Below are 14373 nucleotides of genomic sequence, written 5' to 3'. Positions count from 1 at the left end.
CCGATTTTCCCTTACCCATCGGGGCGGCGGGTCTCGCACGCGGAGATCGGCTCGTCACCAGGGCGGGCGAAGTCGGCCCACACGACCGTGTGCCGGTCCCGGCGTTCCGATCCCCAGCCCAGGCTCAGCGCCTCGACCACGTGCAGGCCGCGCCCGCCCTCCCCATTGTCGTCGGGCGCGCGCAGCCGCGGCGCACCGCCTCCCCCCTGGTCGGCGATCTCCAGCCGGACGACACCCGCACCCGCCAGGAAGGACACCGTCACATGCCCGCCCCGGCGGTCGCCGGGCCGGGGCCCCGACCGGGAGTGTCGCACGGCGTTGGTGAAGAGTTCGCTCGCCACGACGGTGAGCTCGTACAGATCGGGGAAGCCGGGGCCGAGGAGCGCCCGCGCGTACCGGCGGACGAGCGCGACGGCCTGCTCGGTGCCGGGCAGGACCACGGCGCCGAGGACGGTGAGGGGACGCTCTTTCGGGACGCCTTCCGCGCGCGACGCCATGCGCCTGCTCCTTCCCGCGAACGGGGTCCTGGTCGGGGACCGGTCCACAGGGAGGTACGGGCGGATCGGGGCGCGGCGCCGTCTCCCGGAGGAGAAAACTCTGAGAACTTCGGTGAAACGCGGGGATCGCCCGAGCTCACCCGCCCCGCCGGTCGCTCCAGACCACCTCGTCGCCCGCGTACCGCGCGGTGGGGGACAGCCCGGCGCGGCGGGCGACGGCCGCGGAGGCGCGGTTGGCCGGATGGACGTTGGCGGTGATCTCGCGGACGCCGTGCCCGGCGAGCCAGGACACCAGCGCCCGGGCGGCCTCGGTGGCGAAGCCGAAGCCCTGGTACGGCATCCCGACCACCCAGGCGACCGCGGCCCGCGGCCCCGCCTCGCCCGGGGTGACGGTGGCCTGGACGGTCCCGACCGGCTGCCCGTCGCGGCGCCGCCGGACGATCCAGTTGAGCCACTGCTCCTGGTGGAACGGCGCGGGCCCGGCGGCCAGCCGCGCGTACCGGGCGCGCAGCTCGTCCAGGGAGAGGGGCTCGCCGCCGGTGTAGCGGTGCAGCCGGGGGTCGCCGAGGACCTCGGCCATCTCGTCGGCGTGGTGGGCGCCGAGCGGCTCCAGCGTGAGGCGCCGGGTCCGGATGGCCTCGGTGATCGGTACGGGCATCCGCCCGACTCTACGCCGGGGCGGTGAGGCGGTGCGTCCAGACGCCCTCGGGATGCTGCCGGGGGCTCAGCCACAGCCACGGCTGGGAGCGCCGGAACGGCAGCTCGGTGCCGGGCTGCCACGGGTAGAGCCCGTTCTCGTCGGGCCACACGACCTGGAGGAACGGCAGCGGCCGGCCGCGGTAGAACGCCATCGCCCCGTGGAAGGCGCGCTCGTGCCAGCCGGGGTCGACGCCCCGGAACGCGGCGGGCCGGCCGCGCACGACGTCGTCGCGGCGCTCGCCGTCGGCGGGCGGGCCCTCGCGCCCGGCCTGCCGCCCGAGCGCGTTGAGGATCTCCTCCATCTCGTACACGTCGCCGCCGAACATCGCCAGCTCGGGGGAGCGCAGGCTGTGCCAGAGGCCGACGGTGTACGCCCAGCCGGGGCCGTCGCCGACCGGCGGCACCAGCACCATGCTCCAGCCGTACTGGCTGATGTGGACGATGGTGCGCAGCTGGAAGTTGCCCAGCCGGCCGCGATCTCCGTAGTCGCGGCAGATGATGCACTCGCAAGCGGGGCGGCCCTCGGACATGGCCGCCAGCTTACGGCCAGTTGATCGCTTGACGAGAGTGATCGGGCGTCCGCGTGCACGTGCGTTTGCATTGTGCAGGTCGTTGTCGGGCGTCCGGATGGGCCAGAATGATCGGACAAAGGCGACGGGGACCAGGAAGCCGGTGCGAATCCGGCGCGGTCCCGCCACTGTGACCGAGGAGCGATCCCCAGGCACGGCCACCGTCCGCGCGCGCGTGCGGGAAGGCCGGGGCGAGCGATGATCCGGGAGCCAGGAGACTGACCCGTCGCCGGTCCACCGGCAGGGGCGAGGACACCCCGAGGAAGGATCCGATGAACGGCCATGCCCGGAAGGCGGCGGGGCAGCACACCCTCTGGGGGCGGACCTCTAGACCCCCAGGGCGGTCGCCCGAAGAGCGGGATCGGGGGATCGGCAGGCGCGAGTTCCTGGCGGCGGGCGGGGCGGCCGCGACCGCCGCGCTGCTCGCCGGCTGCGGCGGCGGGAACGGCGGCGGCGCGGACCGCTTCCGGGCCGCGTTCCCGGCCGGCGGCTCCCAGGAGACGCTCGACCCGCACGTGGCGCCCAACTTCGTCGACCAGGCCCGCGCCAAGGCGCTGTTCGACACGCTGGCCACCTACGGCGACGACATGTCCGTCCGGCCGCGCCTGGCCGAGTCGTGGGAGAGCGACGCGGCCGGGACCCGCTGGCACGTCAGGCTCCGCGCGGCGCGCTTCCACGACGGGCGGCCCGTCACCGCCAAGGACGTCCTCTACAGCTACCGCAGGGCCGCCGACCCGGAGGTCGGGTCGCCGTCCCAGCAGCTGCTGTCGGCGATCGACTTCGGCGCGAGCCGCGCCACCGGGGAGCGCACGCTGACGCTGGCGCTGGAGAAGCCGGACTTCGGGTTCCCGACGGCGTTCGGCGGTCCCGGAACGGAGATCGTCCCGGACGGCACGACCGCCTTCCGGAACCCGGTCGGCTCCGGCCCGTTCCGGTACGTGTCGTTCACGCCGGGCGGGACCGCGCGGTACCGGCGCTGGGAGGGCCACTGGGAGGGGCCGCCGGCGATCGCCGAGCTGGAGATCGTCCCGGCGAACGAGGAGTCGGCCCGGGTCAACGCGCTGCTGTCCGGCCAGGTCCACTACGCCGCCGACCTGGCCGGGGCGTTCGTGGAACGCCTCAAGGGGCAGCGGTCCGTGCGCCTGCTGACCGCGCGCCGCGCCACCGCCCAGCAGGTCATCCTGCGCACCGACCGGGAGCCGTTCTCCGATTCCCGGCTGGTCCAGGCGATGGCGCTGGGCATCGACCGCGAGGCGCTGGTGCGGGTCGCGCTGGCCGGGCACGGCGAGGCGGGCAACGACCTGTTCGGCAAGGGCCTGCGCGGTTACGCGGCGGGCCTCCCGCAGCGCGGGCGCGACGTGGAGCGCGCGAGGCGGCTCGTCCGCGACGCGGGCGCGGAGGGCCTGGCGGTCCCGCTCGACACCAGCACGCTCGACGCCGCGTGGGAGCCGGCGGCCGCGCTCATGACGCGCCAGCTCGCCGAGATCGGGCTGCGCCTCGAACCCCGCACGCTCGCCGCCACCACGTACTTCAGCGAGAGCAAGAAGCGCGGTGTCGCGTCGTTCAGCACCACGTCGACGCTGCCCGTCCCCGACTTCCTGGAGCAGCGCTTCCGCTCCGGCGCGGCGCGGAACATGACGGGCTTCCGCTCCGGCCGCTTCGACCGGCTGCTCGACCGGGCCCGCACCGCCCGCGACGAGAAGGAGCGGCAGGACCTCCTCACGGAGGCGCAGCGGATCCTGCGCGACGAGTCCGGCCTGCTCGTGTGGGCGTTCTCCGACGCCAACGACGGGATCGCGGCGTCGGTGCGCGGGCTGCGCGCGGCACCGCCGAACTCCCACGCATGGGCCCGGTTCGACCGCGTCACGCTCGCCTGAGGTGCGCGGGTACGCCGCCCGGCGGGGCGCGCTGGCCGTGGCGCAGTGCGCCGCCGTCCTGGCCGCGGTCTTCGCGCTCGGCGCGCTGCTGCCCGGCGACACCGCCGACGTCCTGCGCGGCGAGCACGGCACGCCCGAGCAGATCGCCGCGCTCCGCGCCCGCCTCGGCCTGGACGAGCCCGCCTGGGCGCGCTTCGGCCACTGGCTCGGCGCCCTGGCCTCAGGGGACGCGGGACGGTCGCTGATGACGGGCGCCCCGGTCGGCGAGGAGATCGCCCGCCGGACCGCCGCCTCGCTGGCGCTGGGACTGCCCGCGCTCGCCGCCGTGGCCGTCCTCGCCCCGCTGCTGGGCGTCGTCACCGGCCTGCGCGAGGGCACCCGGCTCGACCGGGCCCTGAACGGGGCCGCCGTGCTGCTGCACGCCGTACCGGAGTTCGTCCTCGGGCTGCTGCTGATCGCCTGGCTGTCGCTGGCCGCGGGGCTGCTCCCGGCGACCGCGGTCGGCCTGGACGGGACGCGGCTGCTCGCCGACCCGGCCGTGCTGGTGCTGCCGGTGACGGTGCTGGCCGCGGGCCGGACCTGCGACCTTTCCCGGCAGATCCGCGCCGGGGTCGCGGCCGGGCGCGGCGGGCCCGTGGCCGAGCACCTGCGGCTGCTGGGCCTGCGCGAGCGGACGGTCGTCGTGCGCCACGTCGTCCCGAACTCGCTCGGCCCCGCCGCGCAACAGTTCGCGCGCTGCGTGGAGGGCCTGCTCGGCGGCGCCCTGCTGGTGGAGTCGCTGTTCGGGATTCAGGGACTCGGCACGGGCTTCGTCGAGGCCGTGCAGAACCGCGACACCCCGCAGATCCAGGCGTACGCGCTGCTGTTCGCCGGGACGACCGTGGCCGTGCACCTGGCGGGCGACCTGGTCTCGTACCGGCTCGCCCCGCGCCGCTGGGAGGCGGTGTGAGCCACCGGGGCGGCACGTCGCCGCACAAGCGGCAGTGGGCCGCGGCGGTCCTGCTCGGGGTGCCGGTGCTGCTGGCCGCCGCCGGGCCGCTCGCGGGCGGGTCCGCCGAGCCGCCGCCGTCCGGGCCGGCCGCGCTCCCGTCCGCTCCGCCCGGCCCCGGGCACCCGCTGGGCACCGACGTGCTGGGACGCGACGTGCTCGCGCTCGTCCTGCACGGCGGGCCCTCCGTGCTGGGCACCGCGGCGGGCGCACTGCTGATCGCGTACGCGGCCGGGGTCCCGCTCGGGCTGCTGGCGGCCGGGCCGCGGCGGCTCGTGGACGAGGCCGTGATGCGCGCCCTCGACCTGCTGCTGGCCTTCCCCGGCCTGCTCGTGCTGATCACACTGGCCGCCACCGGGCACCGCCGCTGGTACTGGCTGGTCGCGGCGGCCGGCCTGCTCCAGGTCCCCGCCGTCGCCCGGCTCGTGCGCGGCGCGGCGCTGGCGCCCGCGTCCCGGACGTCCGTGGAGGCGCTGCGCATGCAGGGGTACGGCTGGGCCTACATCCACCTGCGCCACCTGGCCCGCGAGCTGGCCGCCCCCGTCGCCACCGACGCGGGCACCCGCTTCCCGCTGGTGCTGTACCTGCTCGCGTCGGCCAACTTCCTCGGCCTGGGCCTGCCGTCCACGTCGCCCGACTGGGCGGTCCTGATCGAGCGCAACGCCGACGCGCTCTTCACCCAGCCGTACGCCGTCCTGGTGCCGGCCGGGCTGCTGATGTCGATGTGCGTGGGCGGCAACCTGCTCGTCGACCACGCCCTGGCCCGGAGGAGGCGCGTCCCGTGACGCTGCTCCAGATCCGCGGGCTGTCCGCGTACGCGGGGGACGCGCGCCTGCTCGGCGGGATCGACCTCACCGTCCCGGCGGGCTCGATCGTCGCCGTCGCCGGCCCCTCCGGCAGCGGCAAGACCACGCTGGGCCTGGCCGCGCTCGCGGCCTCGCGCCGGGGCGTCCGGCTGGAGGGCGAGGTGCTGCTGGCGGCGCCGGTCGGCCAGGGCGCGCGCCTCGTCCAGCGCGGCGCGGGCGGCCTGCTCGGCGGCGGCGGCCGCGCCGGTCAGCTCCTCGGCCGAGGCGCGGATCGCGTCGTGCTGGACGGCCAGCTCGGCCGCCCACGCGGGCAGCACCTCGATCTCGTCGAACGGCTCGTCCACCGGCTCGCCCTGCCGCGGCCGCGGCACCGGCCCCGCGGCGGCGCCGCGCGGCGGCCGGGCGCCGGTCGCCTCCGCGACGCGCTCGGCGACGGCCTCGGCGCCGGCGCGCAGCTCGCCCGCGTCCCGGCCGGTCGCCGCGCGCCGCTCGGCCAGCCACTTCTCGACATGGGTGTAGATCTCGGCGGTGAAGAGCCGTTCGAGGACCTTGCGGCGCTCCTCGGCGCGGGCGCGCAGGAAGCCCGCGAACTCGCCCTGCGGCAGCATCGCCACCTGGCAGAACTGGTCGGCGGTCATGCCGAGCAGCTGCCCGATCAGGTCGCTCGCCTCGTCGATCCGGTTGGACAGCCCGATCCACGCGCCGTGCTCCAGCTCCTCCAGCAGCGCCTTGGGCTTCTCGGAGGTGGTGCCGGTGCCGCGCAGCTTGGGCCGCTCCCACCCGGGTGAGCGGGTGATGCGCAGCCGGCGGCCCCGGATCGTCGTCTCCAGCACCACGCGCGGCGCCGCGCCGTCGGCGGCGTGGTCGCTGCGCAGGCCCTTCACCGCGTTGCGCGCCCCGGGCACCTGGCCGTACAGGGCGTAGCAGACGGCGTCGAGCACGCTGGTCTTGCCGGCCCCCGTCTGGCCCTGGATCAGGAAGAGCCCGGCGTCCGACAGCGCGTCGAAGTCGATCTCCTCCGTCCCCGAGAACGGCCCGAACGCCGTGACCTCCAGCCGGTGCAGCCTCATGCCGGCACGTCCTTCATACCGGCCGCGCTCATGCCAGCGCCGCCTTGTGCCGGCAGCCCTCGAACGCCTCGTGCAGCAGGTCGCGCTCGGCGGGGGTCGCGGGGGCGTCGCCCATCTCGGCCACGAAGTCGCCCGCGATGTCGAGCTCGGAGCGCTCCCTGACCCGCTCGGACCAGGTGCGGCCGCCGTCCTCGGTCGCGCCCTCGGGCTCGAAGCCGAGCACGAGCGTGTGCGGGAAGCGGCGGCGGAGCCGCTCCATGGCGCCGGAGGGGCGGCGCCGGTCGGTCAGCGTCACCTGGAGCCAGCGGTCCTCGTACGCCTCGTGGCGCGGGTCGGCCAGCAGGTCGTCGATGCGGCCGCGCAGGCGGGCGACGCGCCGCGGCACGGGCGCCTCGACGAACTCCGCGTGCGGCTCCCCGTCGCGCAGGTCGACCAGCCAGGAGCCCTTCAGGTGGTGCTCCTCGGAGAACGAGTACGCCAGCGGGGAACCGGAGTAGCGCACCCGGCCGGTCATCGCCTGCCGCCCGTGCAGGTGGCCCAGCGCGACGTAGTCGGCGCCCTCGAACACCGAGGCCGGGACGCTGGACGCGCCGCCCACGGAGATGTCGCGCTCGCTGTCGCTCGCCTCTCCCCCGGTGACGAACGCGTGCGCCATCACCACCGACCGCGCGGCGCGCCGCGCCGCCATGTCGGCCCGCACGCGGCCCATGGCCTCGGCCAGCGCGGCGGCGTGGCTGCGCTCGTCCAGCTCCCAGTCGTTGCGGACCAGCTCGGGCTCCAGGTACGGGACGCCGTAGACGGCGGTGTCGCCGACCATCACCGGCTCGCCCACCCGGGACGGGTCGGTGCGGATGTGCACGCCGCCGGCGTCCATGAGCGAGGAGCCGAAGCCGAGCCGCTGGACCGAGTCGTGGTTGCCCGCGATGAGCACCACCCGGGTCAGCTCGGCGAGCCGCTCGAGCGCCTGGTTGCACAGCCGTACGGCGTCGACGCCGGGCAGCGCGCGGTCGTAGACGTCGCCGGAGATGAGCACGCAGTCGACCCGCTCCGACCGTACGGTCTCGACCACGTGGTCGATGAAGTCCGCCTGGGCGCCGAGCAGCCCCTCGCGGTGAAAGGACCGGCCCAGATGCCAGTCGGAGGTGTGGAGGAGTCGCATGTCGCAGCCACCTTAGGCGTCCCCTCCGACACTCGCGGCGCAGAAACGCCGGGGACACCCGGATGATCTCCGATATCCCGGGCATTCCCCTCCGGCCGCGGGCCCGTACCCCTGGTTCCCCTAGGCTTGCCGGCGTGAGCGAGCGTCCCTACGTGCTGCTGAGCTGCGCGATGTCGGTCGACGGGTACATCGACGACGCGGGCCCGGAGCGGCTGCGGCTGTCCACCCCGGCCGACTTCGACCGGGTGGACGCCGTGCGCGCGTCCTGCGACGCGATCATGGTCGGTGCCGGGACGATCCGGGCCGACGACCCCAAGCTGCTGATCCGGTCCGCGGCGCGGCGGGAGCGGCGCGCCGCGCGCGGGCTGCCCGCCGACCTGACGAAGGTGACGCTGACCGCCAGCGGCGACCTCGACCCGGAGTCGCGGTTCTTCACCACCGGCGACTCAGCCAAGCTGGTGTACGCGCCGCCCGCCGCCGTGCCGGCGCTCGCGGAACGGCTCGCGGGCCGCGCGGAGGTGCTGGACGCCGGCGACCCGGTGAGCCTGCCGGCGCTGCTGGCCGACCTGGCGGCGCGTGGGGTGCGGCGGCTGATGGTGGAGGGCGGCGGCGGGGTGCACACCCGCTTCCTCACCGCCGGGCTGGCCGACGAGCTGCAGCTGGTCGTGGCGCCGTTCTTCATCGGCGACCCGTCCGCGCCGCGCTTCGCCGGGCCGGGGGTGTTCCCGCAGTCGCCCGGACGGCCGATGCGGCTCGCCGAGTCGACGCGGATCGGCGACCTGGTGCTGCTGCGCTACCTGATCGGCGGCGCCCGTGGCTGACGGCGTCGACGGCACGGCGGCCGGCACGGCGGGCGGCACGGCGGGCGGCACGGCGGACGACGAGCGGTGGCTGCGGCTCGCCTGCGAGCTGGCCCGGCGCTGCCCGCCGTCGGAGACCGCGTTCTCGGTGGGCGCGGTCATCGTCGGCGCGGACGGCCACGAGATCGCGCGGGGCTTCTCGCGCGAGTCCGATCCGCACGACCACGCTGAAGAGGCGGCGCTGGCCAGGGCGGCCGGTCCCGCGCTCGCCGGTGGAACGGTCTACAGCTCGCTGGAGCCGTGCGGCGAGCGCAAGTCGCGCCCGCTGACCTGCACGGACCGCATCATCGCGGCGGGCCTGGCCCGGGTGGTGTTCGCCTGGCGGGAGCCCGCGCTGTTCGTTCCGGGAACGGGCGCCGAACGGCTCCGCGCGCACGGCGTCGAGGTCGTCGAGATGCCCGCGCTGGCCGGTCTCGCCCGCGAGCCCAACGCCCACCTGCTCGGCCGCTGAACGGCCGCGGCCGCGGTCTCAGCCGAAGTCCGGCGGCGCGTGCGGGGAGCCCTTGAGCTCGTGGAAGCCCTCGACGCCGGCGACCAGCAGCGTCCCGTCCCAGAGCCGGCCGGCCTCCTCGCCGCGCGGGATGCGCGAGATCACCGGGCCGAAGAACGCCGACTCCGCCCCGTCCGCGCCGGTCGCCACGATGATCGGCGTGCCGACATGGGTGCCGATCTTGGCGATGCCCTCCCAGTGGGAGGCGCGCACGGCGGGGTCGTACTCCTCGGTCAGCGCGGCCTGGGTGAGGTCGGTCGGCAGGCCGGCCTCGGCGAGCGCGGTGGCGAACGCGTCCGGGTCCCACTCGCCGTCGCCCTCGTGGAGCCGCTCGCCGAGCGCGGTGTAGAAGCGGCCGAGCGCCTCCTGCCCGTGCTCGACGGCGACGGCCGCGCAGACCCGCACGGGAAGCCACAGGTAGCCCTCGGGGTCGTTCTCCGGGTCGTCCTCGCGGTCCTCGTTCAGGACCGACAGGCTCAGCACGTGCCACCGCACCTCGATCGGCCGCACCTCGGCCGCCGACAGCAGCCAGCGGGAGGTGATCCAGGTGTACGGGCAGGCGGGGTCGAACCAGAAGTCCGCGATCGTCATCCGGCCATGCTCCCACGACCAAAATGAGACTGTAGTCTCATCAGCTCTTGCCAACGCCGGGGGGCGGCATGCGATGCTGTGGCCAAGCAAGCACTCGGTCAAAGTTTTTCCTGCGCTGGGGAAGGTACGGCAGCATGCGCGAGCACGATCGGCTGTTCATCGGCGGCCAGTGGACCACCCCCTCGGGCACCGGCACGATCGATGTGATCTCGCCGCACACCGAGGAGATCATCGGGCGGGTTCCGGACGGCACCCCGGCCGACATGGACGCCGCCGTCGCCGCCGCCCGCGAGGCGTTCGACCGCGGCCCCTGGCCGCGGATGACGCCCGCCGAGCGGGCCGAGATCCTCGGCCGGCTGTCGGCGATCTACGCCGAGCGGCAGCAGCAGATGGCCGACCTGGCGACCGAGGAGATGGGCTCGCCCATCGGGTTCTCGATCTTCGGCCAGGCCGCCATCCCGCAGATGACCCTGCAGTACTACGTGGACCTGGCCGCCTCCTTCACCTGGGAGGAGGAGCGGCCCGGCATGCTCGGCCCGGTCACCGTCACCCGTGAGCCGGTCGGCGTGGTCGCCGCGATCTACCCGTGGAACGTGCCGCAGTTCACGCTCATGATGAAGCTCGCCCCGGCGCTCATCGCGGGCTGCACGGTGGTGGCCAAGCCGTCCCCCGAGGCGCCGCTGGACTCCTACCTGCTCGCCGAGTGGATCAAGGAGGCCGGGATCCCGGACGGGGTCGTCAACATCGTCCCGGCCGGGCGCGAGGCCGGCATGTACCTGGTCGAGCACCCCGGCGTCGACAAGGTCGCGTTCACCGGCTCCACCGCCGCCGGCCGGCAGATCGGCGCGGCCTGCGGGCAGCGGCTGCGCCCGGTCACGCTGGAGCTGGGCGGCAAGTCGGCCGCGATCATCCTGGAGGACGCCGACCTCGCCTCCACCGTCGAGGGCTTCAAGCTGGCCTCGCTGATGAACAACGGCGAGGCGTGCGCCGCGCAGACCCGCATCCTCGCGCCGCGCTCGCGCTACGACGAGGTCGCCGACGCGCTGGCCGCCATGGTCGGCGGGCTGTCGGTCGGCGACCCGGCCGACTACACCACCGAGATCGGCCCGCTCGTCGCCCGCCGCCAGCAGGAGCGCGTCGAGAACTACATCCGGATCGGCCAGGACGAGGGCGCCAAGCTCATCACCGGCGGCCTGGACCGCCCGCACGACCGCGGCTGGTACGTGCGTCCCACCGTGTTCGGCGGCGTGTCCAACGACATGCGGATCGCCCGCGAGGAGATCTTCGGCCCGGTGCTGGCGCTGCTGCCGTACGAGGACGAGGAGGACGCGATCCGGATCGCCAACGACAGCGACTACGGCCTCGGCGGCTCGGTGTGGACCGCCGACGTCGACCACGGCGTCGAGGTCGCGCGGCGCATCCGCACCGGGAGCTGCGGCGTCAACATGTACGTCATGGACCCGAACACCCCGTTCGGCGGCTACAAGGACAGCGGCCTGGGCCGCGAGCTCGGCCCCGAGGGCCTGTCCCCGTACCTGGAGCACAAGGCCATCCCCCGCCCCGCCGCCGGCTAGCGGACGGCGTCGGGCCCGCCCGCCCCGCGGCGGCCGGGCAGGGACCCATGCGCCGCGAGGAGGCCCTCCGGCTCCTGAACCAGGAGCCGAAGGGCCTCTTTCGCGGCCACGTCCTCCACTCGGCCGGCCGGCGCGGCGGGCGGCCGCCGGACGGCGGCATGGCCATCCTGGCGCTCAAGGCCGTCCCAGATCCGTGACCGTCCAGCCGAGGCGGGCGCGGCAGGCCCGCACGTCCTCGGGGTCGGCGGTGCCGGTCACCAGCAGCCGCAGGCGCGGGCGGCCGGGTCCGGGATCGCCCTCGCGGGCGAGCGCCCGCAGCTTGTCGGGGGTGACGACCGCGAGCGTGGCGCTGTGCTCGCGGACGTCCCGCAGCAGCGCCTCGGTGCCGGACTCGGCGACCCCGGCGAACGTCGCGCCCTGGATCAGGCACAGGTTCATGAGCCCGAGCCAGGTGGAGGCCGTGCAGTCCCAGGAGCAGCAGGCGAGCACGTCGCCCTGCTCGATCCCGGCGCGGGCGGCGAGCCGGTGCAGCTCGGCGAGCCGCTCGGCGTGCGTCGGCCGCGCGGGCGGGTCGCACAGCCGCAGCGCGACGTCGCGGGCGAGGTCGACCGGCGGGGCCGGGTCGGCGAGCGGCGCGCGCAGCTCGTGGTTGTCGACGAGCCGGGCGAACGGCGTCGCGCCGGGCAGGTCGCCGAACGCGAACACCTGCCGCACGTAGGAGCGCTCCGCCGCGGCCAGCGCCAGGACGGCCTCCTCGCCGGACCCGGTCATCAGGAACCGCGCCCGGCACTCGTTCAGCATCTGCGCCAGCTCCCTGGCGGACGAGTGCGGCGGCAGCGGGGCGGGTACCGCGCCGACCGCGCTCACCGCGTGCACGGCCAGGGCCGTGTCGCAGGCGTCGGCGAGGTGGACGGCGCCGACGTCGCCGGGCCGGACACCGTGCCTGGCCAGCCCGGCGGCGGCCGCGGGGACGACCACCGAGAACCGCGAGTAGCCGAGCTCCCGGCCGGGGCCCACCATGGCGGGGCGGCCGCCGCAGCGCAGCGCGTTCCTGCGCGCGGCGTCCAGCACGGTCGCGGTGACCGTGGCGTCGGAAACGGCCGACCGGCCGGTGTCCCCGTCGAACATGGCACGACCGTACGCCGCGCGCACGGCCCGTCACATCAGAAGAAGTGTGTAGACAGGTATGTAGCTCATCCGGGCAACCCCGCTCTTGCCAGCAGGGCGCGCCGCCGCACCTCGCCGTCCTCCGTGCGCGGGATCTCGTCCACGACGCGCACGGCGACCACGCCCTTGTACGGCGGCACGTGGTCGTTGACGTAGTCCAGGAGGTCGCCTGCCGCGGCGGACTCGGACAGCACCACGAACGCGTACGGGACCAGCCCCAGCTCGGGGTCGGGGGCGGGCGCGACGACCGCGTCCCGCACCGCGGGGTGGACGGCGAGCACCGTCTCGGGCTCGGCGGGCGGCTCGGGGCGGCCCTCGCCGAGCCGGCCGAGGATGTACGCGCGGCCGTGGTCGTCGCGGAACGCGGCGTCGCCGGTGGCCGACCACCGCACCGAGCCGGGCCGGGCGGTCCCCGTGGCGAGCAGCCGCACGCACAGCTCACCGGGCTGGTACGCCGCCTGCTCCTTGCCGGTGGCGGCGTCCACGACGCGCCAGGCCACGCCGGGCAGGCCGCGGCCGACCGAGTCGAGCGCCCCCTCCTCGGCGCCGCGCACGTTGAGGTGGGTGAGCCCGGCGGCCTCGGTCAGCCCGTACGCCTGCCGCACCGCGCAGCCGAGCCGGGCGGCGCAGGCGCGCGCGGTCTCGGCGCGCAGCGGGCCGCCCGCCGCGACGACCGAGCGCAGCGCGCCGAGCTCGTAGCGCGGCACGACGCGGTCGTACGCGAGCGTCTCGACCAGCCGGGGCGGCAGCAGCGCGACCGTGACCGCGCGGTCCTGGAGGGCGCGCAGCAGGTCGTGGCGCCCGCCGCCGGGCCCGGCGACGACGGTGGCGCCCAGCCGCAGCGCGGGGTTGAGCGCGCCGTTCAGCCCGAGCAAGCCGCTGAGCGGCAGCGCCGGCAGCACGGTGTCGTCCCGCCCGACCATGCCCGAGTCCGCGACCCGGACGAGCCCGGCGACCATCTCGGCGTGCGTGAGCGGGACGACCCGCGCGGGCCCGGCCGTCCCCCGCGTGCAGCCCAGCACCGCCACCGCGTCCACGCCCGGCGCCTCAGGCCGGGCGGCACCGCCCTCGGACGGGGGGCCGGAACGCGAAACGTCCCGGGCCGGCGCCGGTCCGGCCGGGGAATCGCCGGTGGGCGCGTGGGGAGGCGCGAGATCGGCGGTGGTGAGCAGGCGCGCGATGCCGGCGGTCTCGGCCGCGTCCCGGGCGCTCCTCCTCAGGGCCGGCCAGGTGACGAGCGCCTCCGCGCCGCCCGCGCGCAGCAGGCGGGCCAGCTCGGCCGGCGGGGCCGTCACCCGCAGCGGCAGCGGCACGGCCCCGGCGGCGGTCACGGCGTGCACCGCGACGGCGAACTCGGGGCCGTCGGGCAGGTGCACCCCCACCGCGCTCCCCCGCCGTACGCCCTCGGCGGCCAGCGCCGCCGCCGCGGCCGCGACCTCCCGGGCGAGCCCGGCGTGCGTGAGGGCGCGGCCGGTCGGCGCGTCGACCACGGCGGCGCGGCCGGGATCGGCGGCCGGCGTCCCGAGCACGGCCTCCGTCAGCGTCACCGCGGGGAACGCGGCCAGCGGGTCAGCGTCGCCACCGATCGGGATCATGCTCCGAACCTAGATCGCGGCGGCGCGCCCGCGCATGCGCCGGTCTGGGGATCCGGGCTCGTATCCCGGCGGCGCCCGGCACCGCCGCCCGGACCGCGCCCTGTGTACACACCGGTCAGCCGCGGGGGCCGTCGCCCAGGTGGTCGACCGCCCAGGCCGCGACCTGGGCGCGCGACCCGAAGCCCAGCTTGGTGAGGATGTTGGTGACGTGCCGGGCCACGGTCGCCGGGCTGATGACCAGCTCGTCGGCGATGCCGCGGTTGCTGAGGCCGCGCGCGACCAGCGCCGCGATCTCCCGTTCGCGGGCGGTGAGGGTGGCCGGCGGGGTCACCGGCGCGGCCGCGACATCTTCCTGGCCCGCACCAGCCCCGACCCGTTCGCCGCCCCCGACCTGCCCTGGTGGCGCCGGCGGTCCCATCACTGACCTTGGC

The 14373-nt window shown here is 76.1% G+C and carries 14 protein-coding genes, 2 pseudogenes and 1 riboswitch; of the genes and pseudogenes, 7 read left to right on the top strand and 9 right to left on the bottom strand.

Features of this window, described 5'->3' with window-relative positions; genetic code table 11:
- Window positions 1–11: 11 nt before the first annotated feature.
- The 3 genes from AB0881_RS28575 to AB0881_RS28565 all read right to left on the bottom strand — a co-directional run bounded on the left by AB0881_RS28575 (window position 12) and on the right by AB0881_RS28565 (window position 1726).
- Complete coding sequence (locus AB0881_RS28575) at window positions 12–497, bottom strand: ATP-binding protein (RefSeq protein ID WP_366621709.1); 486 nt, start codon at window positions 495–497, stop codon at window positions 12–14.
- A gap of 136 nt (window positions 498–633) precedes the next feature.
- Complete coding sequence (locus AB0881_RS28570; RefSeq protein ID WP_366621707.1) at window positions 634–1155, bottom strand: GNAT family N-acetyltransferase; 522 nt, start codon at window positions 1153–1155, stop codon at window positions 634–636.
- A gap of 10 nt (window positions 1156–1165) precedes the next feature.
- On the bottom strand, window positions 1166–1726 hold the full coding sequence (locus tag AB0881_RS28565; RefSeq protein WP_366621705.1) for a DUF4262 domain-containing protein: 561 nt from the start codon (window positions 1724–1726) through the stop codon (window positions 1166–1168).
- A 130-nt stretch (window positions 1727–1856) separates the two neighbouring features.
- Window positions 1857–1986, top strand: a riboswitch (cobalamin riboswitch).
- Window positions 1987–2037: 51 nt separating this feature from the next.
- Here AB0881_RS28565 and AB0881_RS28560 point away from each other — a divergent pair.
- From AB0881_RS28560 to AB0881_RS28550, 3 genes are read left to right on the top strand one after another with little or no spacing between them, the layout of a single operon-like run.
- On the top strand, window positions 2038–3642 hold the full coding sequence (locus AB0881_RS28560; RefSeq protein ID WP_366621703.1) for an ABC transporter substrate-binding protein: 1605 nt from the start codon (window positions 2038–2040) through the stop codon (window positions 3640–3642).
- A gap of 1 nt (window position 3643) precedes the next feature.
- Entirely contained in the window at window positions 3644–4591 is a 948-nt protein-coding gene (locus AB0881_RS28555) for an ABC transporter permease (protein WP_366621701.1), read from the top strand.
- Window positions 4588–5415, top strand: a complete 828-nt coding sequence (locus AB0881_RS28550; RefSeq protein ID WP_366621699.1) for an ABC transporter permease — start codon at window positions 4588–4590, stop codon at window positions 5413–5415. Before AB0881_RS28555 ends, AB0881_RS28550 begins: the two co-directional genes overlap by 4 nt.
- 560 nt (window positions 5416–5975) lie before the next feature.
- Here AB0881_RS28550 and AB0881_RS28545 read toward each other — a convergent pair.
- A pseudogene (locus AB0881_RS28545) lies at window positions 5976–6506 on the bottom strand (SMC family ATPase); the annotation flags it as partial.
- A gap of 28 nt (window positions 6507–6534) precedes the next feature.
- On the bottom strand, window positions 6535–7665 hold the full coding sequence (locus tag AB0881_RS28540; protein ID WP_366621697.1) for an exonuclease SbcCD subunit D: 1131 nt from the start codon (window positions 7663–7665) through the stop codon (window positions 6535–6537).
- 134 nt (window positions 7666–7799) lie between these two features.
- On the opposite strand from AB0881_RS28540, the gene AB0881_RS28535 reads away from it, so the two are divergent.
- Together AB0881_RS28535 and AB0881_RS28530 are read left to right on the top strand one after the other, a co-directional pair.
- Complete coding sequence (locus AB0881_RS28535; RefSeq protein ID WP_366621695.1) at window positions 7800–8486, top strand: dihydrofolate reductase family protein; 687 nt, start codon at window positions 7800–7802, stop codon at window positions 8484–8486.
- 70 nt (window positions 8487–8556) lie between these two features.
- Complete coding sequence (locus AB0881_RS28530) at window positions 8557–8976, top strand: deaminase (protein ID WP_366621801.1); 420 nt, start codon at window positions 8557–8559, stop codon at window positions 8974–8976.
- 18 nt (window positions 8977–8994) lie between these two features.
- On the opposite strand, the gene AB0881_RS28525 is transcribed toward AB0881_RS28530, so the two are convergent.
- Complete coding sequence (locus AB0881_RS28525; protein WP_366621693.1) at window positions 8995–9606, bottom strand: disulfide bond formation protein DsbA; 612 nt, start codon at window positions 9604–9606, stop codon at window positions 8995–8997.
- A 134-nt stretch (window positions 9607–9740) separates the two neighbouring features.
- On the opposite strand from AB0881_RS28525, the gene AB0881_RS28520 reads away from it, so the two are divergent.
- A complete protein-coding gene (locus tag AB0881_RS28520; protein WP_366621691.1) occupies window positions 9741–11180 on the top strand; it encodes an aldehyde dehydrogenase in 1440 nt (479 codons plus the stop codon).
- 47 nt (window positions 11181–11227) lie between these two features.
- Entirely contained in the window at window positions 11228–11377 is a 150-nt protein-coding gene (locus tag AB0881_RS28515; RefSeq protein ID WP_366621689.1) for a hypothetical protein, read from the top strand.
- Here AB0881_RS28515 and AB0881_RS28510 read toward each other — a convergent pair.
- The 3 genes and pseudogenes from AB0881_RS28510 to AB0881_RS28500 form a co-directional block, all read right to left on the bottom strand.
- Entirely contained in the window at window positions 11355–12308 is a 954-nt protein-coding gene (locus tag AB0881_RS28510; protein WP_366621687.1) for an AMP-binding protein, read from the bottom strand. The two genes, AB0881_RS28515 and AB0881_RS28510, sit on opposite strands and share 23 nt — an antisense overlap.
- A 65-nt stretch (window positions 12309–12373) precedes the next feature.
- On the bottom strand, window positions 12374–13942 hold the full coding sequence (locus AB0881_RS28505; protein ID WP_366621685.1) for an AMP-binding protein: 1569 nt from the start codon (window positions 13940–13942) through the stop codon (window positions 12374–12376).
- A 115-nt stretch (window positions 13943–14057) separates the two neighbouring features.
- Window positions 14058–14264 (bottom strand): annotated as a pseudogene (locus AB0881_RS28500) (helix-turn-helix transcriptional regulator); the annotation flags it as partial.
- Between the last annotated feature and the right edge of the window lie 109 nt (window positions 14265–14373).

This window comes from Spirillospora sp. NPDC029432 (assembly GCF_040703975.1).
In the GTDB taxonomy this organism is placed as follows: domain Bacteria; phylum Actinomycetota; class Actinomycetes; order Streptosporangiales; family Streptosporangiaceae; genus Spirillospora.
Note: the sequence above shows the minus strand (reverse complement) of the source record. Positions and strands in the feature narration are given on the sequence as shown.